19 protein-coding genes and 1 pseudogene are annotated in these 20388 nt (G+C 61.3%); 14 read left to right on the top strand and 6 right to left on the bottom strand.

Annotated elements, in window-relative coordinates:
- Window positions 1-46 precede the first annotated feature (46 nt).
- Window positions 47-922: a LysR family transcriptional regulator gene (locus K0H47_RS25805; protein ID WP_167665285.1), complete on the bottom strand. Its 876-nt coding sequence runs from the start codon at window positions 920-922 to the stop codon at window positions 47-49.
- Between the two features lie 114 nt (window positions 923-1036).
- Here K0H47_RS25805 and K0H47_RS25810 point away from each other — a divergent pair, with 114 nt between their 5' ends.
- Genes K0H47_RS25810 through catA form a run of 3 tightly spaced genes read left to right on the top strand, consistent with a single transcriptional unit; the run spans window position 1037 to window position 3440 of the window.
- Complete coding sequence (locus K0H47_RS25810; protein ID WP_219273832.1) at window positions 1037-2161, top strand: muconate cycloisomerase family protein; 1125 nt, start codon at window positions 1037-1039, stop codon at window positions 2159-2161.
- Window positions 2162-2177: 16 nt separating this feature from the next.
- Window positions 2178-2468 carry a muconolactone Delta-isomerase gene (gene catC / locus K0H47_RS25815; RefSeq protein ID WP_003212310.1) on the top strand — a complete coding sequence of 97 codons (291 nt, stop codon included), beginning with the start codon at window positions 2178-2180 and terminating at the stop codon, window positions 2466-2468.
- A gap of 42 nt (window positions 2469-2510) precedes the next feature.
- Window positions 2511-3440: a catechol 1,2-dioxygenase gene (gene catA, locus K0H47_RS25820; protein ID WP_177025785.1), complete on the top strand. Its 930-nt coding sequence runs from the start codon at window positions 2511-2513 to the stop codon at window positions 3438-3440.
- Between the two features lie 105 nt (window positions 3441-3545).
- Here the strand turns inward: catA and K0H47_RS25825 are convergent, their stop codons facing one another.
- Window positions 3546-4019 carry an Lrp/AsnC family transcriptional regulator gene (locus tag K0H47_RS25825; RefSeq protein WP_003212305.1) on the bottom strand — a complete coding sequence of 158 codons (474 nt, stop codon included), beginning with the start codon at window positions 4017-4019 and terminating at the stop codon, window positions 3546-3548.
- 142 nt (window positions 4020-4161) lie between these two features.
- Here K0H47_RS25825 and kynU point away from each other — a divergent pair, with 142 nt between their 5' ends.
- Both kynU and K0H47_RS25835 read left to right on the top strand, forming a co-directional pair.
- Complete coding sequence (kynU, locus tag K0H47_RS25830) at window positions 4162-5412, top strand: kynureninase (protein ID WP_219273833.1); 1251 nt, start codon at window positions 4162-4164, stop codon at window positions 5410-5412.
- Window positions 5413-5569: 157 nt separating this feature from the next.
- On the top strand, window positions 5570-6976 hold the full coding sequence (locus tag K0H47_RS25835) for an amino acid permease (RefSeq protein ID WP_219273834.1): 1407 nt from the start codon (window positions 5570-5572) through the stop codon (window positions 6974-6976).
- On the opposite strand, the gene K0H47_RS25840 is transcribed toward K0H47_RS25835, so the two are convergent.
- The gene (locus K0H47_RS25840) at window positions 6922-7818 is read right to left on the bottom strand and encodes a LysR substrate-binding domain-containing protein (RefSeq protein ID WP_219273835.1); all 897 of its coding nucleotides are present in this window, start codon (window positions 7816-7818) and stop codon (window positions 6922-6924) included. The two genes, K0H47_RS25835 and K0H47_RS25840, sit on opposite strands and share 55 nt — an antisense overlap.
- A 183-nt stretch (window positions 7819-8001) precedes the next feature.
- Between K0H47_RS25840 and K0H47_RS25845 the strand changes: the two genes are divergently transcribed.
- The 5 genes from K0H47_RS25845 to K0H47_RS25865 all read left to right on the top strand — a co-directional run bounded on the left by K0H47_RS25845 (window position 8002) and on the right by K0H47_RS25865 (window position 13055).
- Window positions 8002-8766, top strand: a complete 765-nt coding sequence (locus tag K0H47_RS25845) for a sulfite exporter TauE/SafE family protein (protein WP_219273836.1) — start codon at window positions 8002-8004, stop codon at window positions 8764-8766.
- Window positions 8767-8883: 117 nt separating this feature from the next.
- Entirely contained in the window at window positions 8884-9474 is a 591-nt protein-coding gene (locus K0H47_RS25850; protein WP_063033256.1) for an NAD(P)H-dependent oxidoreductase, read from the top strand.
- Between the two features lie 41 nt (window positions 9475-9515).
- The gene (locus tag K0H47_RS25855) at window positions 9516-10412 is read left to right on the top strand and encodes a LysR family transcriptional regulator (protein ID WP_063033255.1); all 897 of its coding nucleotides are present in this window, start codon (window positions 9516-9518) and stop codon (window positions 10410-10412) included.
- A 104-nt stretch (window positions 10413-10516) separates the two neighbouring features.
- Window positions 10517-11410, top strand: a complete 894-nt coding sequence (locus K0H47_RS25860; RefSeq protein ID WP_063033254.1) for an NAD-dependent epimerase/dehydratase family protein — start codon at window positions 10517-10519, stop codon at window positions 11408-11410.
- A gap of 199 nt (window positions 11411-11609) precedes the next feature.
- Complete coding sequence (locus K0H47_RS25865; RefSeq protein WP_219273837.1) at window positions 11610-13055, top strand: SulP family inorganic anion transporter; 1446 nt, start codon at window positions 11610-11612, stop codon at window positions 13053-13055.
- Between the two features lie 129 nt (window positions 13056-13184).
- On the opposite strand, the gene K0H47_RS25870 is transcribed toward K0H47_RS25865, so the two are convergent.
- The gene (locus K0H47_RS25870; protein WP_093202081.1) at window positions 13185-13577 is read right to left on the bottom strand and encodes a lysozyme inhibitor LprI family protein; all 393 of its coding nucleotides are present in this window, start codon (window positions 13575-13577) and stop codon (window positions 13185-13187) included.
- Window positions 13578-13770: 193 nt separating this feature from the next.
- Between K0H47_RS25870 and K0H47_RS25875 the strand changes: the two genes are divergently transcribed.
- Genes K0H47_RS25875 through K0H47_RS25890 form a run of 4 tightly spaced genes read left to right on the top strand, consistent with a single transcriptional unit; the run spans window position 13771 to window position 17913 of the window.
- Window positions 13771-15174: a gluconate:H+ symporter gene (locus K0H47_RS25875; protein ID WP_017478510.1), complete on the top strand. Its 1404-nt coding sequence runs from the start codon at window positions 13771-13773 to the stop codon at window positions 15172-15174.
- Between the two features lie 15 nt (window positions 15175-15189).
- A complete protein-coding gene (locus K0H47_RS25880; RefSeq protein ID WP_219273838.1) occupies window positions 15190-16050 on the top strand; it encodes a MurR/RpiR family transcriptional regulator in 861 nt (286 codons plus the stop codon).
- A gap of 1 nt (window position 16051) precedes the next feature.
- On the top strand, window positions 16052-17515 hold the full coding sequence (locus K0H47_RS25885; RefSeq protein WP_219273839.1) for an amidohydrolase family protein: 1464 nt from the start codon (window positions 16052-16054) through the stop codon (window positions 17513-17515).
- Between the two features lie 29 nt (window positions 17516-17544).
- Window positions 17545-17913, top strand: a complete 369-nt coding sequence (locus K0H47_RS25890; RefSeq protein ID WP_063033250.1) for a glyoxalase superfamily protein — start codon at window positions 17545-17547, stop codon at window positions 17911-17913.
- A gap of 383 nt (window positions 17914-18296) precedes the next feature.
- Here K0H47_RS25890 and K0H47_RS31510 read toward each other — a convergent pair whose 3' ends face one another.
- Window positions 18297-19160, bottom strand: coding sequence for a methyl-accepting chemotaxis protein (locus tag K0H47_RS31510; RefSeq protein WP_371857023.1), 864 nt, complete (start codon window positions 19158-19160; stop codon window positions 18297-18299).
- Window positions 19152-20249: pseudogene (locus K0H47_RS31515) on the bottom strand (methyl-accepting chemotaxis protein); the annotation flags it as partial. The pseudogene K0H47_RS31515 and the gene K0H47_RS31510, both read right to left, overlap by 9 nt.
- Between the last annotated feature and the right edge of the window lie 139 nt (window positions 20250-20388).

Here is a 20388-nt window from a genome sequence, read left to right on the forward strand (position 1 = left end):
GCAGGCAAGCCAGCTCCCACAGGGGATTTGTGCCGGTTGTGAAATCTCAGATCAACTCTTCCACCAGTTGCAGGCAATGACTGAGCCCCGGCGACTGGTCATTGATCCGCCGGCTGAGAATGATCGGCGAAGTGGCCGTGGCTTCCACCACCGGGGTATAGCCGATATCGGCACGATGCAGCACCTGCACCGAGGCCGGCACCAAGGTCACGCCCATGCCCGCGCCCACCAGGCCGATGGCGGTCTGCAATTCATTGGTCCACTGCGCGACCTTCAGGCTCAAGCCATGGGCATCGAACAGCGCGATCACATGGTCGGCGTAGCTGGGCCGCGGGTTACCGGGATACAGCACGAAGGGTTCAGCGGCCAATTGCGCCAGGGTGGCCGGGGCGCCCAGCAGGGGATGCCCGGCGGGCAACACGGCCACCAGCCGATCTTCCACCAACACCCGCTGCACAATCGCCGGATCGTCGATGCGAATCCGCCCGAAACCCACGTCTATGCGCCCGGCCTTGAGGGCTTCGACCTGTTGCAACGTGGTCATCTCGGAAAGGCCCAACTCCAGTTCCAGGCCATCATGGCTGCGCAGCCGTCGAATCAACTCCGGCAACACCCCATACAGCGTCGACGGCGCAAAACCGATGCCCAGCCAGGTCTTTTCGCCCAAGCCAATGCGCCGGGTGCTATCGCACACCTTGCCCAGTTGCTCCAGCAGCACGTTGGCGTGCTCATAGAAAAACCGCCCGGCCTCGGTCAGCCGCAACGGCCGCCCGCGTTCCAACAGGACCACACCCAGTTCGTCCTCCAGTTGCTGAATCTGCCGGCTCAACGGCGGCTGGGCAATGTGCAGGCGTTCGGCGGCGCGGGTGAAGTTGAGGGTTTCCCCCAGCACCTGGAAGTAACGCAGATGGCGCAGTTCCATAAGGACTCCATTCATACCTTGAGGGTATTGTTCGAGACTCATTCTATATTGGAAGCCAGCAGAGATCCGGAACAGAATCAGGCCAAATCTATAAAGAACCCAACGGGTATTGCCATGCCGATTTGCGCCATCGAGTCGATCGAGACCATCATCGTCGACCTTCCTACCATCCGCCCGCACAAGCTGGCGATGCACACGATGCAGAACCAGACCCTGGTGGTCATCCGTGTGCGCTGCGCCGACGGTATCGAAGGCATTGGTGAATCCACCACCATCGGCGGCCTGAGCTACGGCAATGAAAGCCCCGACAGCATCAAGGTCAACATCGACCGGCACTTCGCGCCGCTGCTGCTCGGTCAGGACGCGAGCAACATCAATGCCGCCATGTTGCGCCTGGAGCGCAGCATTCGGGGCAACACTTTTGCCAAGTCGGGCATCGAAAGCGCCTTGCTCGACGCCCTCGGCAAACGCCTGAATTTGCCGGTCAGCGAGCTGCTCGGCGGCCGCGTGCGGGACGCCTTGCCGGTGGCTTGGACCCTGGCCAGTGGCAACACCGAAAAAGACATCGCCGAGGCCGAGAAGATGCTCGACCTGCGCCGCCACCGCATCTTCAAATTGAAGATCGGTGCCGGTGAAGTCAGCCAGGACCTGGCTCACGTCATCGCCATCAAAAAAGCCCTGAGCGACCGCGCCAGTGTGCGGGTCGACGTCAACCAGGCCTGGGACGAAGCCGTGGCCCTGCGCGCCTGCAAGGTGTTGGGCGACAACGGTATCGACCTGATCGAACAGCCGATTTCGCGCAATAACCGTGGCGGCATGGCCCGGCTCAACCTGTCGAGCCCGGCGCCGATCATGGCCGACGAATCCATCGAATGTGTGGAAGATGCCTTCAACCTGGCCCGCGAAGGCGCGGCCTCGGTGTTCGCCCTGAAGATCGCTAAAAACGGCGGCCCGCGCGCGGTATTGCGCACCGCGGCGATTGCCGAAGCGGCGGGCATCGGCTTGTACGGCGGCACCATGCTCGAAGGCGGTATCGGCACCCTGGCTTCGGCCCACGCGTTCCTCACCTTGAACAAACTGGCGTGGGACACCGAGCTGTTCGGCCCGCTGCTGCTCACCGAAGACATCCTCGCCGAGCCGCTGGTGTACCGCGATTTCCACCTGCATGTCTCCACCGCTCCGGGCCTGGGCCTGGCCATCGATGAAGAGCGCCTGGCGTTCTTCCGTCGCGATAAATAACAAGAGGACACCTGCGATGTTGTTCCACGTAAAAATGACCGTGAACCTGCCCGTCGACATGAACCCCGAGCGCGCTGCCGGCCTCAAGGCTGAAGAAAAAGCCTTCTCCCAGCGGCTGCAGGAGCAAGGCAAATGGCGCCATTTGTGGCGCATCGCCGGGCTTTACGCCAACTACAGCGTGTTCGATGTCGACAGCGTGCAGGAACTGCATGACCTGCTGATGCAACTGCCGCTTTATCCTTACATGGCCATCGAAGTGAATGCCCTGTGCCGGCATCCATCGTCGATCCGTGAGGATGATCGCTGAGTCTTTTTTTTCACCTAATAATTACAAGATGAGGATTGCACCATGACCATCCGACTTTCCCAGACTGCTCACGCCCAACAGTTTCTCGAAGAAGCCAGCGGCAACCTGAACGACGGCGGCAACCCACGGGCCAAGGCGCTGATCTACCGGATCCTGCGGGACACGGTGAACATCATCGAAGACCTGGAAGTGACCCCGGAAGAGTTCTGGAAGGCGGTCAACTACCTCAACGAACTGGGCAAGAACCAGGAAGCCGGGTTGCTCGCGGCAGGCCTCGGCCTGGAGCATTACCTGGACATGCTGATGGACGCGGCGGACGAGGAAGCCGGCAAATCCGGCGGCACTCCGCGCACCATCGAAGGCCCGCTGTATGTGGCCGGTGCGCCGCTGTCCAAATACGAGGCGCGGCTGGATGACGGGCAGGACCCGGGCGTGCCACTGTTCATGCAAGGCCAGGTGCGTGACACCAACGGCAAGCCGCTGGCGGGCGCGATTGTCGATGTGTGGCAGGCCAACACGGGCGGCACGTATTCGTGGTTTGACGGCACGCAGTCGGAGTTCAACCTGCGTCGGCGAATCGAGACCGATGCCCAGGGCAACTACCGTTTCCGCAGCATCGTACCGTCCGGGTATGGCTGCCCGCCGACCGGCCCGACCCAGCAGTTGCTGGACCAGTTGGGGCGCCATGGCCAGCGGCCGGCGCATATCCACTTCTTCATCTCGGCGCCGGGCCATCGGCACCTGACCACGCAGATCAACCTGTCGGATGATCCGTACCTGCATGATGATTTTGCCTATGCGACGCGGGATGAGTTGATCGCCGAAATTCGCTTCAGCGAGGACGCAAACCTGGCGAAGGAATTTGGTGTGGAAGGGCAGTTTGCGCAGATTGATTTTGACTTTGAGTTGCAGCCTGCGGCAGCGCCGGTGGAGCAGAAGCGCATGCAGCGAGTGCGCGCACTCGAAGACTGAACCCGGTAAAAAAGGTGGGAGCTGGCTTGCCTGCGATAGCGGTGGTGACTGACACACCGCTATCGCAGGCAAGCCAGCTCCCACCTTTGATGTGTGGTGTTCGTGCTATTTGCGAACAACCAGATCGAGCAGATCATCCCGATCCTTGATCTTCTGCAACACGATCTCCGACCGAATATCCATCACCCCCGCCGTGCGGTTCAGGTGGTTCACGATAAAGTCCGAAAAGTGCTTCAAATTACGTGCCTGCACCCGCAGCACATAATTGCTCGCCCCCGTAATCACATACGCACTGGCCACCTCCGGCCACCCTTGCACCTTCTTGATAAACGTCTCGTGCCAATCCTCCACATCCTGACGCAACGACAGGTGGACGATGGCCTCCAGCTCAATCCCCAACTGCTCGGCGTTCAACACCGCTCGATAACCGCTGATGATTCCTTCGCTCTCCAGCAGGCGCAAACGCCGCAGGCAAGCCGAGGGCGACAGGGCGACTTTCTCCGCCAGTTCCTGGTTACTGATACGGCCATCCTGTTGCAGGAAATGCAGAAGGCGCAGGTCGGTAGCGTCGAGAATCATGGTTAGAATAAATCCGCGTGTTTGGGGGTTAAATTCGAATTTCCTACAGCTTAATTAGCCTGTTGCCCACCACTTTGCACGAAAATTCTCTAAAGCTTCGTTCATTATTTGGCTCATTGTTACTACAAGAACAGGACTGACCATGACCACCCGCACCCATTGCCTGACCCTCGACGCCCAGGATCCGCTGGCGCCCCTGCGCGACCAATTCGCCTTGCCCGCCGGGGTTATTTACCTCGATGGCAACTCCCTGGGCGCACGCCCGGTGGCCGCGCTGGAGCGGGCGCAAGCGGTGATCGTCGAGGAGTGGGGCAATGGCCTGATTCGCAGCTGGAACAGCGCCGGCTGGGCCGACCTGTCCCAGCGCCTGGGCAATCGCCTGGCACCGCTGATCGGTGCCCGCGACGGTGAAGTGGTGATTACCGATACCACCTCCATCAACCTGTTCAAGGTGCTCAGCGCGGCACTGACCGTGCAACGCGAACGGGCGCCAAGCCGCAAGGTGATCGTCAGCGAAGCGAGCAACTTCCCCACCGACCTGTACATCGCTGAAGGCCTGACAGAGCTGCTGCAACAGGGCTACTCCCTGCGCCTGGTCAACAGCCCGGACGAACTGCCCCAAGCCATCGACCAGGACACGGCCGTGGTGATGCTCACCCACGTCAACTACAAGACCGGCTACATGTACGACATGCAGGCCCAGACTGCCTTGAGCCATGAATGTGGCGCACTGGCGATCTGGGACCTGGCGCATTCGGCGGGGGCGGTGCCGATCGATCTGCATCAAGCCGCGGCCGATTATGCGATTGGCTGCACCTACAAGTATCTCAACGGCGGGCCGGGCTCCCAGGCGTTTGTGTGGGTCAATCCGGCGCTGGTGGATGTGGTCACGCAGCCGCTGTCGGGCTGGTTCGGGCATACCCGACAGTTCGCCATGGAATCGCGTTATGCGCCGAGCCAGGGCATCGCCCGCTACCTGTGCGGCACCCAGCCGATTACCTCGCTGGCGATGGTGGAGTGTGGCCTGGATATTTTTGCCCAGACCGACATGGCCAGCCTGCGCGCTAAGTCCCTGGCGTTGACTGACCTGTTTATCGAGCGGGTGGAAAGTCGTTGCGCTGCCCACGACCTGACCCTGATCACCCCGCGTGAGCACGCCCGACGGGGTAGCCACGTCAGCTTCGAACACCCGGAAGGCTATGCGGTTATCCAGGCCTTGATCGCTCGCGGCGTGATTGGTGATTATCGCGAGCCGCGCATCATGCGTTTCGGCTTTACCCCGCTGTACACCAGCTTTGCTGAAGTGTGGGATGCGGTGGAAATCCTGGGTGAGATTCTCGATCAGAAAACCTGGGACCAGCCGCAATTCAAAGTGCGCCACAGCGTCACCTGATACAACACAAAACCCCTGTGGGAGCTGGCTTGCCTGCGATGCAGGCACCGCGGTCTTTCAGTTAAACCGAGGTGATGCCATCGCAGGCAAGCCAGCTCCCACAAGGTTCAGGGCAAGCAACAAACAGTGCAATCACAATAATAAAGGGGCACGCCACGTGACCACGCCAGACCAAGGCTTTGCCGAAATAACCAATCGCGAACTGGGCCTCAGGCGCCAGCTCACTTCCGGCCAGATGAGCATGATCGCCATCGGTGGCGCCATCGGCACCGGGCTGTTCATGGGCAGCGCCTACGCCATCGGCTATGCCGGGCCCAGCGTGCTGGTGAGCTATGCCATCGGAGCGCTGATCACCTTGTTGCTGATGGGCTGCCTGGCAGAGATGACCGTGGCGCATTCCACCTCGGGCTCGTTCGGCGCGTATGCGGAGTTTTACGTCAGCCCGCTGGCGGGTTTCCTGGTGCGTTATGCGTACTGGGCAGCGATTGTGTTGGCGGTGGGCGCCGAAGTCACGGCGGTGGCTATGTACATGAAGTACTGGTTTGCCAACGTGCCGGAGTGGGTGTGGATCGTGTCGTTTTCCAGCGTGTTGATCGTACTCAACGCCATCAGCGTCAAGACCTTCGGCAACTTCGAGTACTGGTTCTCCACGATCAAGATCAGCGCCATCGTTGGCTTCATCATCCTCGCGGTGTACGTGGTGTTCGGCTCCGGCAACCCGGATTACGGCGTGCAGAACTACACCGCCCACGGCGGCTTTTTCCCGAACGGGTTGAGCGGCATGTGGATCGCCGTGATCGTCTCGATCTTCAGCTACCTGAGCGTGGAGATGATCGCGGTGGCCGCCGGTGAAGCGGCCGACCCGGAGCAGGCGGTGAAGAAAGCCTTCCGCGCGACCATCGTGCGGCTGGTGGTGTTCTACCTGCTGACCCTGGCGCTGATGCTCGCCATCGTGCCGTGGAACCAGGCCGGCCATGCTCAGAGCCCGTTCGTCACGGTGATGCAGACCATCGGCATTCCCGGCGCCACCGGGGTGATGAACTTTGTGATCCTGATCGCCGCCTTGTCGGCGATGAACAGCCAGCTCTACATCACCACCCGCATGATGTTCAGCCTGTCCCGCGCTGGCTTCGCGCCCAAGTCCATGGGCGCCTTGAGCAAGAGCGGGATCCCGTTGAACGCCTTGTTGCTGTCCAGCTCGGGCATTGCCCTGGCAACCCTGCTGAACGTGGTGTACCCGGAAAGCTCATTCACCTTGATGATGGCGATCTCGATGTTTGGCGCGATCTTCACCTGGTTCATGATCTTCCTTACGCACCTGTTTTTCCGCCGCTACCGCACGCGTCACGGCGGGCCGAAGCTGTCGTTCCAACTGGCGCTGTTTCCCTACAGCACGTTGGTGGGCCTGGTGCTGATGGGCGCGGTGATGGTCACCACGTTCTTCACCGATGCGTTCAAGATGACGCTGGTGTTCGGGGTGCCGTTCCTGCTGATTCTGTCGCTGGTGTACTACGTATTTTTCCGCAAGGGCGCGGCCAAGGCGTCGAGCAAGGCTTTGGCATAACCCGGCAATTGCTCGAACTCGAGCGCGCATAACAGCAGTTTGCGACAGGCCCAATCCTCGGTCAGGGGTTGGGCCTTGAAGCGCCGTTCCAACGGCCAGCGCTCCAGCGCGGCCAGGGGCACGATGCCCAGCCCGGCGCCTCGGGCAACCATGCGAATCAGCCCGTCAAACCCATCTGCACGGATGCGTGTCTGCAAGCGAAAGCCTGCGTGCAATGCCTGTTCTTCCAGGTACACCGCCAGCGCGCTGCCGGCGGCCAGGCCTACGTAGTCGTGCTGCAAGCTGTCGATAAAACTCACGGTGCGCCCGGCCAGCGGGTGATCCAGCGGCATGATCAGCACCAGCGGGTCGTCACGAAAGGGCAGGGTTTGCAGGCCGTGGGTGTCCACCGCATCGGAAATGATCCCCAGGTCTGCCGCGCCTTGGCGCAAGGCGTGGGTGATGCGCAGGCTCGGCAGTTCCTGCAGGTCGATGTCGAGGTTGGGGTGCTCGTGCAGAAAGTCCGCCAACAGTTCCGGCAGGTATTCGCTCAGGGCGGTGGTGTTGCACAGCAGGCGCACCTGGCCTTTGACGCCGTTGGCGTATTCCGCGAGGTCTTGTTGCAGGTGCTCGGCTTGCTGCAGCAGCAGGCGGGCGTGACGGGCCAGGGCTTTGCCCGCCGCTGTCGGGGTGACGCCACGGCGGCCACGCTCCAGGAATTCGATACCCAGCGAGGCCTCCATCGCTCGAATCCGCGCACTGGCCGCTGCCAGGGACAAATGGCTGCGGCTGGCGCCGGCGGTGATGTTGCCGGTGTCGAGGATGTGCAGGTACAGGCGCAGGTCGATCAGGTCAAAGTGCATGGGCTGGGATTTCCGAGTGGATGGACCGGCCTCATCGCAGACAAGCCAGCTCCCACAGTTGGAATGCGATCAACTGTGGGAGCTGGCTTGCCTGCGATGACGTCATCAGCCTCATGAAAAACAAGAGGCAGCCTCAGTATATGGCGAATTTTCAGACGTCATCCATACGCGCAAAATCAGCCCATGAATACTTTCCTCGCGTTCTACCAAAACCTCGGTCCAGCCCTGACATTGCTGGTGATCGGCACCTTCCTGCTGGCCGGTACGGTCAAGGGCGTCATCGGCCTGGGCCTGCCCACCGTCGCCATGGGCATGCTCGGCCTGGCTATGCTTCCGGCGCAGGCTGCGGCCTTGCTGATCATCCCGTCGACGGTTACCAACCTCTGGCAACTGGCGTTCGGCGGTCATTTGAGTGCCTTGATCAAACGCCTGTGGTCGATGCTCCTGCTGATTTTTCTCGGCACCGGGCTGGGCTCGTTGTGGCTGGGCATGGACGGCGGGCATTGGGTGGTGCGGGCGTTGGGCGGGGCATTGCTGATGTATGCCCTAAGCGGGTTGTTTCTGCCGACCTTCAAGGTGAGCCCGGCCACCGAGCGTTGGCTGGGACCGTTGTGCGGCGTGCTGACCGGGATTATCACCTCGGCCACCGGCGTGTTCGTGATTCCGGCGGTGCCGTATCTGCAAGCGTTGGGTTTGAATCGCGATCAACTGGTACAGGCGTTGGGGCTGTCTTTCACCGTGTCGACCCTGGCGCTGGCGGCCGGCCTATTCTGGCGTGGCAGCCTGGGCGGCGGCGAATTGAACGCCTCGTTGCTGGCGCTGCTTCCCGCGCTGCTCGGGATGTGGCTGGGCCAGGCCCTGCGCCAGCGCATCAGTGCCGTGCTGTTCAAGCGGGTGTTCTTTGTCGGCATGGCCGCGCTGGGAGGTCATCTGCTGATCAGTGGTTAAGAATCAACTGTTGATTCGTGCTTTTTAATCAAATGTATTTTGCCTTTCCGACGCTTATTCCAAAGCATCGGCCCCGTTACCCTGCCTTCAGACATTTTTAATCTTTAGGCACACCCCATGAAGAAAGTTCTCTTGCTCAACGGCGGTAAAAAATTTGCCCACTCTGACGGCCGCTACAACAGCACCCTGCATGAAGCGGCGCTGGCGGTGCTCGACCGTGGTGGCATCGATGTCAAGGAAACCCACATCGACGCCGGCTACGACGTGGCCGAAGAAGTCGCCAAATTCCTCTGGGCCGACGTGATCATCTACCAGATGCCCGGCTGGTGGATGGGCGCCCCGTGGATCGTCAAGAAATACATCGATGAAGTCTTCACCGAAGGCCACGGCAGCCTCTACGCCAGCGACGGCCGCACCCGCTCCGATGCATCGCAGAAATACGGCAGCGGCGGCCTGATCCAGGGCAAGCAATACATGCTGTCCCTGACTTGGAACGCACCGCAACAAGCCTTTGACGACCCTACCGACTTCTTCGAAGCCAAGGGCGTGGACGCGGTGTATTTCCCGTTCCACAAAGCCAACGAATTCCTCGGCATGACCGGCCTGCCGACCTTCCTGTGCGTGGACGTGATGAAGCGCCCAGCCATCGAAGCCGACGTGGCGCGGTATGAGCAGCATCTGGCACAGGTGTTTAACCTGAGCCTGTAATGCAGCTAGTATCCGTGCAGCCGCTATAAAGAGGATTCACGTTGAAAGCCCGATCCGATGAGCTACAGATCTTTGTCTGCGTGATTGAATGCGGGTCGATTTCCGCCGCGGCCGAGCAGGTCGGGCAGACGCCGTCAGCGGTCAGCCGCACTTTGTCGCGCCTGGAAGCCAAGCTCGACACCACCCTGATCAACCGCACCACCCGGCGCATGGACCTGACCGAAGAGGGCAAGTATTTCTTCGAGCGGGCCAAAGTGATCCTCGAGCAGATGGACGACCTGGAGGAGCGCCTGTCGTCGCGACAGCAAACACCGTCGGGGCGCCTGCGGATCAACGCGGCGTCGCCGTTCATGTTGCATGCGATCGTGCCGTACGTCGCCGAGTTTCGTGGCCTGTACCCGGATATCCAGCTGGAACTGAACAGTAACGACCTGATCATCGACCTGCTGGAGCAGAGCACCGACATCGCGATCCGCATCGGTGCCCTGGCCGACTCGACCCTTCACGCCCGCTCACTGGGTTGCAGCCCGCTGCATATCCTCGCCAGCCCGGCTTACCTGAAACAGCACGGTACGCCCGCCACCGTTGCCGAACTGGCCGAACACACTTTGCTCGGTTTCACCCAGACCGAAACCCTGAACCATTGGCCACTGCGCCATGTGCACGGGGATCGCTGGCAGATCCAGCCGGGCGTTGCCGCCTCCAGCGGCGAAACCTTGCGCCAGCTGGCACTGGAAGGGCAGGGCATCACCTGTCTGTCGGACTTCATGACCGCCCAGGACATCAAGACCGGACGCCTGATACCGGTGCTGGCCGAGTTCAACAGCGGCTATCGCCAGCCGATCAACGCCGTGTACTACCGCAACTCGCAATTGGCCTTGCGCATCCAGTGTTTCCTGGACTTTATCCAGGGCAAGCTGGCCAGTTACGCCAGCTGATTCGTGACCCCTGCGCAAGATTGAATTGGGCAATACGGACTTATTCCGCATGGATAGGTCCGCAATACTGACGCCATCAATTACTCACGCAGGGAGACACCTCCATGAACGTATTCATTACCGGCGCTGCCGGTTTTATCGGCGGCTCCATCGCCACTGGCCTGGTCAAGGCCGGCCATAACGTCACCGGCCTGGTGCGCAGCGCCGAACAAGCCGAAGAAATGACTGCACTGGGCATCACGCCGGTGATCGGCACGCTGGATGACAGTGCGCTGTTGACCGAGCAAGCGAAGAGAGCAGACGCCGTCATCAACGCCGCCAGCAGCGACCATCGCGGTGCCGTGGAAACGTTGCTGGCCGCACTGCGCGGCTCCAACAAAACCTTCCTGCACACCAGCGGTTCGAGCATCGTCGGCGATGCGTCGGGCGGTAAGTCCAGCGATGTCATCTACTACGAAGACAACTTGCCGGAGCCGACTGTCGACAAGGCCGCTCGCGTGGCCATCGACAACCTGATTCTCGCTGCCGCCCAAGACGGCGTGAACTCGGCGGTGATCTGCAACACCCTGATCTACGGCCACAGCCTGGGGGTTAAGCGCGACAGCGTTCAGTTGCCGCGCTTGCTCAAACAGGCGCGCAAAAGCGGTGTAGTGCGGCATGTGGGCACCGGGCAGAACATCTGGTCCAACGTGCATATTGAAGACGTGGTCGCGCTGTACCTGCTGGCGCTGGAGAAGAATGTGCCGGGCACCTTCTACTTTGTGGAGAGTGGTGAGGCGGCATTTGTCGACATGACCACCGCGATTGCTGAAGCGCTGAAGCTGGGTAAACCGCAGGATTGGCCATTGGCGGATGCTGAGGCCGAGTGGGGTTATGAAATGGCCAACTATGGCCTGGGCTCCAATAGCCGTGTGCGCGGCAAGCATGCGCGGGAATTGCTGGGGTGGGCGCCGAAGCGGACTTCTGTAGTCGAGTGGATTCGCAACGAGATGGTGTGATATTCGCTTGAAACCGAGTTGAGCCCATCGCGGGCAAGCCCGGCTCCCACATTTTGATGTGTGAACACGATCAAATGTGGGAGCTGGCTTGCCTGCGATGAAGGCAACCCGGTCTACCTGTCATGACACTGCACTAGCCCCACCCCGCCCAATTCCGTACCATCCCCCGCCTTATCCCTCGCAACTCCCCGGTACTTCAATGAACCTCACCCGTCTGCGCGCCGATGCCCTGGCCGGACTCACCACGTCTTTCGCCTTGCTGCCCGAATGCATCGCCTTTGCCCTGGTGGCTCACCTCAACCCGCTGATGGGCCTCTATGGCGCGTTCATCATCTGCACCCTCGCCGCGCTGTTCGGCGGCCGGCCCGGTATGGTCTCCGGTGCCGCCGGTTCGATGGCCGTGGTGATCGTTGCACTGGTGGTGCAGCACGGCGTGCAGTACCTGCTGGCCACGGTGTTGCTGGGCGGTTTGATCATGGTCGCTTTCGGCCTGTTGCGCCTGGGCAAGCTGGTGCGCATGGTGCCGCACCCGGTGATGCTCGGGTTCGTCAATGGCCTGGCGATCATCATTGCCCTGGCGCAGTTGGAGCATTTCAAGAGCGGTGACACCTGGCTCAGCGGCACGCCGTTGTACGTGATGACCGGGCTGGTCGCGGCAACCATGACCATTGTCTACCTGCTGCCGCGCCTGACCCGCGCGGTGCCACCGGCCCTGGTGGCGATCCTCGGTGTGGGCCTGGCGGTGTACCTGCTCGGCCTGCCGACCCGCACCCTGGGCGACATGGCCCACATTGCCGGTGGCCTGCCGACCTTCGCGTTGCCACAGATTCCCTGGACCCTCGAAACCCTGCACATCATCGCGCCCTACGCGATCCTGATGGCCATGGTCGGGCTGCTGGAAACCCTGCTGACCCTCAACCTCACCGACGAAATCACCGAAACCCGTGGTTACCCCGACCGCGAAAGCGTGGCCCTGGGCGCGGCCAATATGGTCTCTGGCCTGTTCGGCGGCATGGGCGGCTGTGCGATGATCGGGCAAACCGTGATCAACCTCAGTTCCGGCGGGCGTGGGCGCTTCTCCGGGGTGTTTGCCGGGGTGATGATCCTGTTGTTCATTCTGTTTCTGTCACCGCTGATCGAGCGCATTCCACTGGCGGCGCTGGTAGGGGTGATGTTCGTGGTGTCCCAGCAGACGTTTGCCTGGGCGTCCCTGCGGGTGATCAACAAGGTGCCACTCAACGACGTGCTGGTGATCATGGCGGTGACGGTGATTACCGTGTTCACCGACCTGGCGACGGCGGTGCTGTGCGGGATTGTGATTGCGGCGCTGAACTTTGCCTGGCTGCAAGCGCGTGAGCTGTACGCGGATGAGCATATGGAAGCGGATGGCAGCAAGCTCTATCGGGTGCACGGCACGCTGTTTTTTGCCTCGACCACGCCGTTCCTGAACCGGTTCGATCCGGCCAACGACCCGGCCCAGGTAACGCTGGATTGCCGTCACTTGAGCTTCGTCGACTATTCAGCGATTGCCGCGTTGATGACCCTGCGCGAGCGCTACACCAAGGCCGGCAAGCATTTGCGGGTGCTGCACCTGTCCGAGCGCTGCCGCAAACTGCTCAAGCGCGCCCGGGTGCAGCACGACTGACAGTTGTTGAAGCGCAATGATCGTTCCCACGTTCTGCGTGGGAACGCCGCTTTGGACGCTCCGCGTCCGCTCTTAAAGTCGTGACGCGGAGCGTCACAGGATGCATTCCCACGCAGAGCGTGGGAACGATCATGGCCCGACCAGATTTTCCAATTCCTGGGCGCGGGTCTGGGTCATGTCCAGCACGCAGCCGGAGCCGTTGACCTGATCAATGGTGCCGCCGGTTGCCGAGCCGATGAAGCCGCAGTTGGCATCGCGAAACTTGAGCCACTGGCGTTGCACGTCTTGCAGCTGCTGCTTGCGGTTGCCTTCCATCGCCGTCATGGCGGCTTTGTAGGCGGTGTTCAGGCGTGCGTCCTGCACCTTGGTTTCCTTGGCGTTGCAATCGACCATGTCGGCGGTGGTGTTGGCGCCGTCCATGCATTTTTTCAGCGCCGCGTTCTCATCGGCCGACGCCGTGCCGCCCAAGGCCAGCAACAGCGCGCCGGCGGCGAAAGGAACAAGCAGGTGTTTACGATTCATTCTGGGTTTTCCTGGTCATGAGTCGGTGTGCAGTCTAAGACTAGGCCTGCGCAGTTGAGTTTCCAGCCCCGCCAATCTTCATGTAAGAACGCCCCCCGGATTTTCATCCGCTGACCCCGGGCATATCTCTGTGCGACAGGGCTTGTCTGTGGGCGAAAATTACTTTCATAAAAATTGAAAATCCACCCCGGTAATGATTTATGACTTTCACAACCTATTCGACGTGACCCTTTCCGAGGAGTACCGCATGGCCGCATCACCGGGGTATTGGCTGTTGATCTACGCCGCCATCGCCATCATTGCATTGATCGTATTGATCGCGCGTTACCGGCTCAACCCGTTTATCGTCATCACCCTGGTGTCTATCGGCCTGGCGCTGTTGGCCGGGATGCCGGCGGATACGATCATGGGCTCCTACGAGGCGGGTGTCGGCAAGACGCTGGGGCATATTGCGCTGGTGGTCGCGCTGGGCACCATGCTCGGCAAGATGATGGCCGAGTCCGGCGGCGCCGAGCAGGTGGCGCGCACGCTGATCAACCGGTTTGGCGAGCGGAATGCCCACTGGGCAATGGTGTGTATCGCGTTCCTGGTGGGGCTTCCGCTGTTTTTCGAGGTCGGTTTTGTGTTGCTGGTGCCGATCGCGTTTACGGTGGCGCGGCGGGTAGGCGTATCGATCCTGATGGTCGGACTGCCGATGGTGGCCGGCTTGTCGGTGGTGCATGCGCTGGTGCCGCCGCATCCGGCAGCGATGATGGCGGTGTTGGCCTATAACGCGTCTGTCGGGCAAACGGTGTTGTACGCGATTTTGATCGGTATTCCGACCGCGATCATTGCCGGTCCGCTGTACGCCAAGTTCATCGTGCCGCACATTCACCTGCCAGCGGAAAACCCGCTGGAACGCCAGTTCATCGACCGCGAACCGCGTACCCGTTTGCCGAGTTTCGCCCTGACCATGGGCACCATCCTGTTGCCGGTGGTGCTGATGATGATCGGCGGTTGGGCTAACCTGATTTCCACACCGGGCACCGCGTTCAACCAGTTCCTGTTGTTTATCGGCAACTCGGTCATCGCGCTGCTGGTGGCGACCCTGGTGAGTTTCTGGACGCTGGGCCTGGCCCAGGGTTTCAACCGCGAATCGATCCTCAAGTTCACCAACGAATGCCTGGCACCGACCGCCAGTATCACGTTGCTGGTGGGGGCGGGCGGCGGTCTGAACCGGATTCTGGTAGACGCTGGCGTCACCAATGAAATCCTCGGCCTGGCCCATGCCTTCAACCTGTCGCCCTTGGTAATGGGTTGGCTGTTCGCCGCGTTGATGCGTATCGCCACGGGCTCGGCCACGGTAGCCATGACCACTGCCTCGGGCGTGGTAGCGCCGGTTGCCATGGGCCTGGGTTATCCCCATCCGGAATTGCTGGTGCTGGCCACCGGTGCGGGTTCGGTGATCTTTTCCCACGTGAACGACGGCGGCTTCTGGCTGATCAAGGAATACTTCAATATGACGGTGATCCAGACCTTCAAGACCTGGACCGTGCTGGAGACCCTGATTTCGGTGGTCGCCTTCGGTCTGACTTATGGTTTGTCCTGCATCTTGTAACCCGGAGCCCAACCGATGGACATCCTCTACCAGATCCGCGCCCGCCAGGATTCCTTCAGCGCCGGCGAAGGGCGTATCGCCAAGTTGATGCTTGATGACGTCGGCTTTGCAGCGTCCGCCAGCCTGGAAGCATTGTCCCAACGGGCCGAGGTCAGCACCGCCACCTTGTCGCGTTTTGCCCGCAGCGTCGGTTGCCGCGACCTGCGTGACCTGCGCCTGCAACTGGCCCAGGCCAGCGGTGTCGGCAGCCGCTTTCTCGACCCGGCGGGCCTGCCTGAGCAGTCGGCCTTTCACCGGCAGATTCTCAGCGATATCGAATCGACGTTGCGCCGGCATTTGTCCGGTTTCAACCAGCGCAGTTTTATCGACGCCGTGAGCCTGCTGGGCAAAGCGCGGATGATCCACGCGTTCGGCATGGGCGGGCCATCGAGCCTGTGCAGCGATGAGTTGCAAGTGCGCCTGGTGCGCCTGGGCTACTCGATTGCCGCCTGCCACGACCCGGTGATGATGCGCGTGACCGCCGCCACCCTGGGCCCGGAGCATGCGCTGATCGTCTGCTCGCTGACCGGTATCACCCCGGAAGTGTTGGGAGTGGTGGCGCTGGCGCGTAACTACGGCGCAAAAATCATCGCGATCACCTTGCCGGATTCTCCGCTGGCGCAGTTGGCCGATGTGCTGCTGCCGCTGCAACCGGCGGAAACCAGTTTTATCTACAAGCCAACGGCGGCGCGCTACGGAATGCTGTTGGCCATCGACGTGCTCGCTACCGAGCTGGCCTTGGCCATGCCCGACGACAATCAGGAACGCCTGCGACGGATCAAGCTGGCCCTGGACGATTATCGCGGCGGCCCCGACAGCCTGCCGCTTGGAGATTGAGATGAAGTACCACACGTTGATCCGCCAGGCGCTGATCATTGATGGCAGCAACACCCCCGGCTATGTGGCCGATGTGGCAGTGCACGAGGGGCGTATCGAGAAGATCGGCGACCTGTCCCGGGACAGCGCCGAGCATGAAATCGACGCTACCGGGCGCGTATTGGCGCCGGGGTTTATCGACGTGCACACCCACGATGACACGGTAGTGATCCGTCACCCGCAGATGCTGCCCAAGCTCAGCCAGGGCGTGACTACGGTGATCGTCGGCAACTGCGGCATCAGTGCTTCGCCGGTCAGCCTGCGGGCCGATCCGCCGGACCCGATGAACCTGCTGGGCAAGCGCGAGGCCTTCGCCTATCCGCGGTTTGCCGATTACCGTGCGGCGGTGGAAAGTGCCCATCCGGCGGTCAACGTGGCGGCGCTGATCGGCCACACGGCGCTGCGCAGCAACCATATGGACGAGCTGCACCGCACCGCCACGCCCGATGAAATCGCCGCGATGCGCGTGCAGTTGCAGGAGAGTCTGGCGCACGGTGCCCTGGGCTTATCCACCGGCCTTGCCTACGCCAGCGCCTTCAACGCCGAGACCGATGAAGTGTTGCAACTGAGTGAAGAACTCACGGCGTTCGGCGCGGTGTACACCACCCATTTGCGCAGCGAATTCGAACCGGTGCTGGAGGCCATGGACGAAGCGTTTCAGATTGGCCGTCACGCCAAGGCGCCGGTGATCATTTCCCACCTCAAGTGCGCGGGCGCCGGTAACTGGGGGCGCAGTCCGCAGTTGTTGGCTTCTCTGGAACACGCGGCGAAGACTCACCCGGTGGGCTGCGATTGCTATCCCTATGCGGCCAGCTCTTCGACCCTGGACCTCAAGCAAGTCACCGATGCGTTTCGCATCACCATCACCTGGTCCACGCCGCACCCTGAAATGGGCGGGCGGGATTTACAGGACATCGCCACCGAGTGGGCGATGCCGTTGATAGACGCGGCCCGTCGCCTGCAACCCGCCGGGGCGGTGTATTACGGGATGGATGAGACCGACGTGCAGCGCATCCTGGCGCATCCACTGTCGATGATTGGTTCGGATGGTTTGCCGGAAGATCCGTTTCCTCATCCGCGTTTGTGGGGCGCGTTTCCACGGGTACTGGGGCATTTCAGCCGGGACCTTGGCTTGTTCCCGCTGCACACCGCCGTGCACAAGATGACTGGTTTGTCGGCAGCGCGATTTGGCCTGGCCGAGCGCGGTGAAATCCGTGAAGGGCATTGGGCGGACCTGGTGCTGTTTGATCCGTTGCGGGTGCGGGATGTGGCGGACTTTAAGGAGCCGCAGCGCGCGGCGGAAGGGATTGACGGCGTGTGGGTCAATGGCGTGCTGAGCTACAGCGACGGGCAGGCCAATGGGCAGCGGTCCGGACGATTCCTGGCGCGCAGCGGGGATTTGCGAAAGGGGTTTGCGGCCGTATAGTGGCCGCTCTCAAACTCGGAGCAATCGCCATGCACTTAGGAAAAGTCACTCCCATTTTGCGCAGTTTTGACGAGGCCAAAACGTTGGAGTTCTACGTCGATTTCCTGGGGTTCAAGGTCGATTGGCAGCACCGGTTTGAAGACAACTTTCCGCTGTACTTGCAGGTGTCGCTTGGGGAATGTGTGCTGCACCTGTCCGAGCACCATGGCGATTGCACGCCGGGTGCAGCGGTGCGGATTCAGGCTCAAGGGCTGGAAGCGTACCAGCAACAGTTGCTGGCCAAGCATTACCGCAACGCCAAGCCGGGGATTGAAGACACGCCATGGGGCAGCCGCGAAATGAGCATCAGCGACCCGTCGGGGAACCGGTTGGTGTTTGTTGAAGAAGTCAGCGGCTGAGGCTGCGCGCATAAATCGCAGGCAATAAAAAACCGCCTTAGTAGGGCGGTTTTTTATTGCAATCCCAGTTCGCGGCTGGGGTTGCGCCTCACCGGAAGCATTGACCTGCTGACCGGATACTACTGTCGGTTCAGGCATCACGCAAGGCGAAGCATTGACCTGCGTCCGAAGGCTCACGTGTTCCGGTAAGTGCGCTGGAGGTAGGCCCAACTGATGGAGGGCCGAGTATGTCCAAGTTTGCACGACGTACGTGGGACCTCTTAGTGAACTCCCTGCGTGTTTATCACGTGTGGAAATTCCTGCGGGATAGCTTCGATGATCGTTAAGGTCTGAGAAGTGGGCCGCCCTGATTTCGACCGGGGCGGCTTTTTTATGCCTGGGATTTACACCCGGAAATGGCTGACCATCTGCTGCAACTGCCCGCCCAAACGTGCCAGTTCCACACTCGACTTGGCCGTCTCATCGCTGGCTGCCGCCGTCTGCTCCGACACGTCCCGCACGTTCACGATGCTGCGGCTGATCTCTTCCGCCACGGCACTCTGCTGTTCGGCGGCTGCGGCAATCTGCTGGTTCATCGACTGGATATTCGACACCGTACGGGTGATGTTTTCCAGTGATACACCGGCCTTGCGCGTCAGTTCGACGCTGCTGTCGGTGAGGCTGCGGCTGTTGTTCATCACGGCAGCCACTTGCTGGGTGCCGTTCTGCAAACCGGCCACCAGGCCTTCGATTTCTTCGGTGGATTTCTGGGTACGCTGGGCCAGGCCGCGGACTTCGTCGGCGACCACCGCAAAACCCCGACCGGCTTCACCGGCACGGGCGGCTTCGATGGCGGCGTTGAGCGCCAGCAGGTTGGTCTGCTCGGCCACGGCCTTGATCACGTCCATCACGCTGCCGATCTTGTTGCTCTCTTGTTGCAGGTGCGTCATGGCGTCGGTGGAGCGCGCCACTTCGGCTGCCAAACGCTCGATCTGGGCGATGGCTTCGGCCACCACCTTGTCACCGGCACGGGCTTCACCGTCGGCGGCCGAGGCAGCCTGAGACGCTTGTTCGGCGTTGCGTGCGACTTCCTGCACTGTGGCGGTCATTTCGTGCATGGCGGTGGCCACTTGATCGGTCTCGATCTTCTGGCTGTTAACCCCGGCGCTGGTCTGTTCGGTCACGGCCGACAGCTCTTCGGCGGCAGCGGCGATCTGGGTCACGCCGTCGCGGATGCCGCTGATCAGTTCACGCAGGGTGGTGCCCATGCGCTGGATGCCTTGTTGCAATACGCCGAGTTCGTCGCGGCGCGTCACCTGGATGTTGTGGCTAAGGTCGCCGGAAGCGATGCGCTCTACCACGGCGAGGGTCTCGCGCAATGGGCGGGTGATCTGGCGAGTGATGATCACGGCTGCCACGATGCCCACCAGCAACGCCAGCAGCGTGCTGATCAGTTGCAGGCTGCGGGCCTGGGCGCTTTCCGCGTCACGACGTTGCAGCTGAATATCGTACAGCTTGTCGCTGATGGTGACGATGTCGGTACCCTGGGTGGTCATTTCTGCCCGGGCCGAGACGATGTTGGCGTTGGCCGCCTTGTAGTTCTGCACCGCGCTGCGATAAGCACCGAGGGCGGTTTCCAGGGCAGTCAGTGCGGACTGTTGGTTGGCGCCAAACGCGACATGCAGGCCTTTCAAACCGTCGATGGCTTTCTCGATTTGCGCGGCGGCACGGGCTTCAGTCTCGGCGTTGACGGTGCCGGTGTAGCCGCGCACTTCGTAGCGGGCCAACTGGAACTGTTCCTTGGCGGTGGTCACGGCCTCGAACTGGGCAAAGCGCTCGGCGCTATCGGGCATCTGGCGCACGCTGGAATCCAGGGCGTCGATCTGTGTGTTGGCGATGTCTGCCTTGTCGCCCATGACCTGGCGCGCGGCGTTACCGTTGCGGTAGGCCTCGCGCATTTTGTTCAAGGACTGCTGGTAAGCGGTGATGATCGCTTTTTGATCGTTGAGCAGCTTGAGGTTATCCGGGCTCTTGAAGCTGTCCAGCAGCTTCTGTTGCTGGGCCACAAAATTGTCGAGGTTGGTCTGCACGTTTTGCGCCACGGCTTCGTCGCCGTTGGCCAACATGTATTGCAGGCGCACGATCCGCAGCTTGGTCAGCGAAGCGTTGAGCTGGGTGATGTCGCTCATCCAGTTGCTGCGGTCGATCAGGCCGCCCAGGCTGGTCCAGCCGGTGAGCGCGAGGATCGAGGTGAGGACCAGTACCAGGCCGAAGCCCAGGCCCAGTTTCATATTGACGCTGATGTTGCCGAACCAACTATTCATCGCATTCCTCCAGGAACAGATTTGCGGGTACATCCGGTTGCTGGAAGTAGCGACCAGCCGATGGGTAGTCAGGAGGTATCGGCAGCCCTGGCGAGAGCTGAAACGGTTTTTTCGTGAGGGGAAGATTTATGGACCGTGAGCGACGAGCGGTCGCACCGCCCTCATGCAGAGG

It is taken from the genome of Pseudomonas sp. Xaverov 83, from assembly GCF_019352905.1.
GTDB classification, from domain to species: Bacteria; Pseudomonadota; Gammaproteobacteria; order Pseudomonadales; family Pseudomonadaceae; genus Aquipseudomonas; species Aquipseudomonas yamanorum.

What these genes read in the sequence shown, in the direction of transcription:
- K0H47_RS25805 (WP_167665285.1), bottom strand. Translation starts at nt 922, where the DNA reads ATGGAACTGCGCCATCTGCGTTACTTCCAGGTGCTGGGGGAAACCCTC.
- K0H47_RS25810 (WP_219273832.1), top strand. Translation starts at nt 1,037, where the DNA reads ATGCCGATTTGCGCCATCGAGTCGATCGAGACCATCATCGTCGACCTT.
- catC (WP_003212310.1), top strand. Translation starts at nt 2,178, where the DNA reads ATGTTGTTCCACGTAAAAATGACCGTGAACCTGCCCGTCGACATGAAC.
- catA (WP_177025785.1), top strand. Translation starts at nt 2,511, where the DNA reads ATGACCATCCGACTTTCCCAGACTGCTCACGCCCAACAGTTTCTCGAA.
- K0H47_RS25825 (WP_003212305.1), bottom strand. Translation starts at nt 4,019, where the DNA reads ATGATTCTCGACGCTACCGACCTGCGCCTTCTGCATTTCCTGCAACAG.
- kynU (WP_219273833.1), top strand. Translation starts at nt 4,162, where the DNA reads ATGACCACCCGCACCCATTGCCTGACCCTCGACGCCCAGGATCCGCTG.
- K0H47_RS25840 (WP_219273835.1), bottom strand. Translation starts at nt 7,818, where the DNA reads ATGCACTTTGACCTGATCGACCTGCGCCTGTACCTGCACATCCTCGAC.
- K0H47_RS25845 (WP_219273836.1), top strand. Translation starts at nt 8,002, where the DNA reads ATGAATACTTTCCTCGCGTTCTACCAAAACCTCGGTCCAGCCCTGACA.
- K0H47_RS25850 (WP_063033256.1), top strand. Translation starts at nt 8,884, where the DNA reads ATGAAGAAAGTTCTCTTGCTCAACGGCGGTAAAAAATTTGCCCACTCT.
- K0H47_RS25860 (WP_063033254.1), top strand. Translation starts at nt 10,517, where the DNA reads ATGAACGTATTCATTACCGGCGCTGCCGGTTTTATCGGCGGCTCCATC.
- K0H47_RS25865 (WP_219273837.1), top strand. Translation starts at nt 11,610, where the DNA reads ATGAACCTCACCCGTCTGCGCGCCGATGCCCTGGCCGGACTCACCACG.
- K0H47_RS25870 (WP_093202081.1), bottom strand. Translation starts at nt 13,577, where the DNA reads ATGAATCGTAAACACCTGCTTGTTCCTTTCGCCGCCGGCGCGCTGTTG.
- K0H47_RS25875 (WP_017478510.1), top strand. Translation starts at nt 13,771, where the DNA reads ATGATTTATGACTTTCACAACCTATTCGACGTGACCCTTTCCGAGGAG.
- K0H47_RS25880 (WP_219273838.1), top strand. Translation starts at nt 15,190, where the DNA reads ATGGACATCCTCTACCAGATCCGCGCCCGCCAGGATTCCTTCAGCGCC.
- K0H47_RS25885 (WP_219273839.1), top strand. Translation starts at nt 16,052, where the DNA reads ATGAAGTACCACACGTTGATCCGCCAGGCGCTGATCATTGATGGCAGC.
- K0H47_RS25890 (WP_063033250.1), top strand. Translation starts at nt 17,545, where the DNA reads ATGCACTTAGGAAAAGTCACTCCCATTTTGCGCAGTTTTGACGAGGCC.
- K0H47_RS31510 (WP_371857023.1), bottom strand. Translation starts at nt 19,160, where the DNA reads ATGGGCACCACCCTGCGTGAACTGATCAGCGGCATCCGCGACGGCGTG.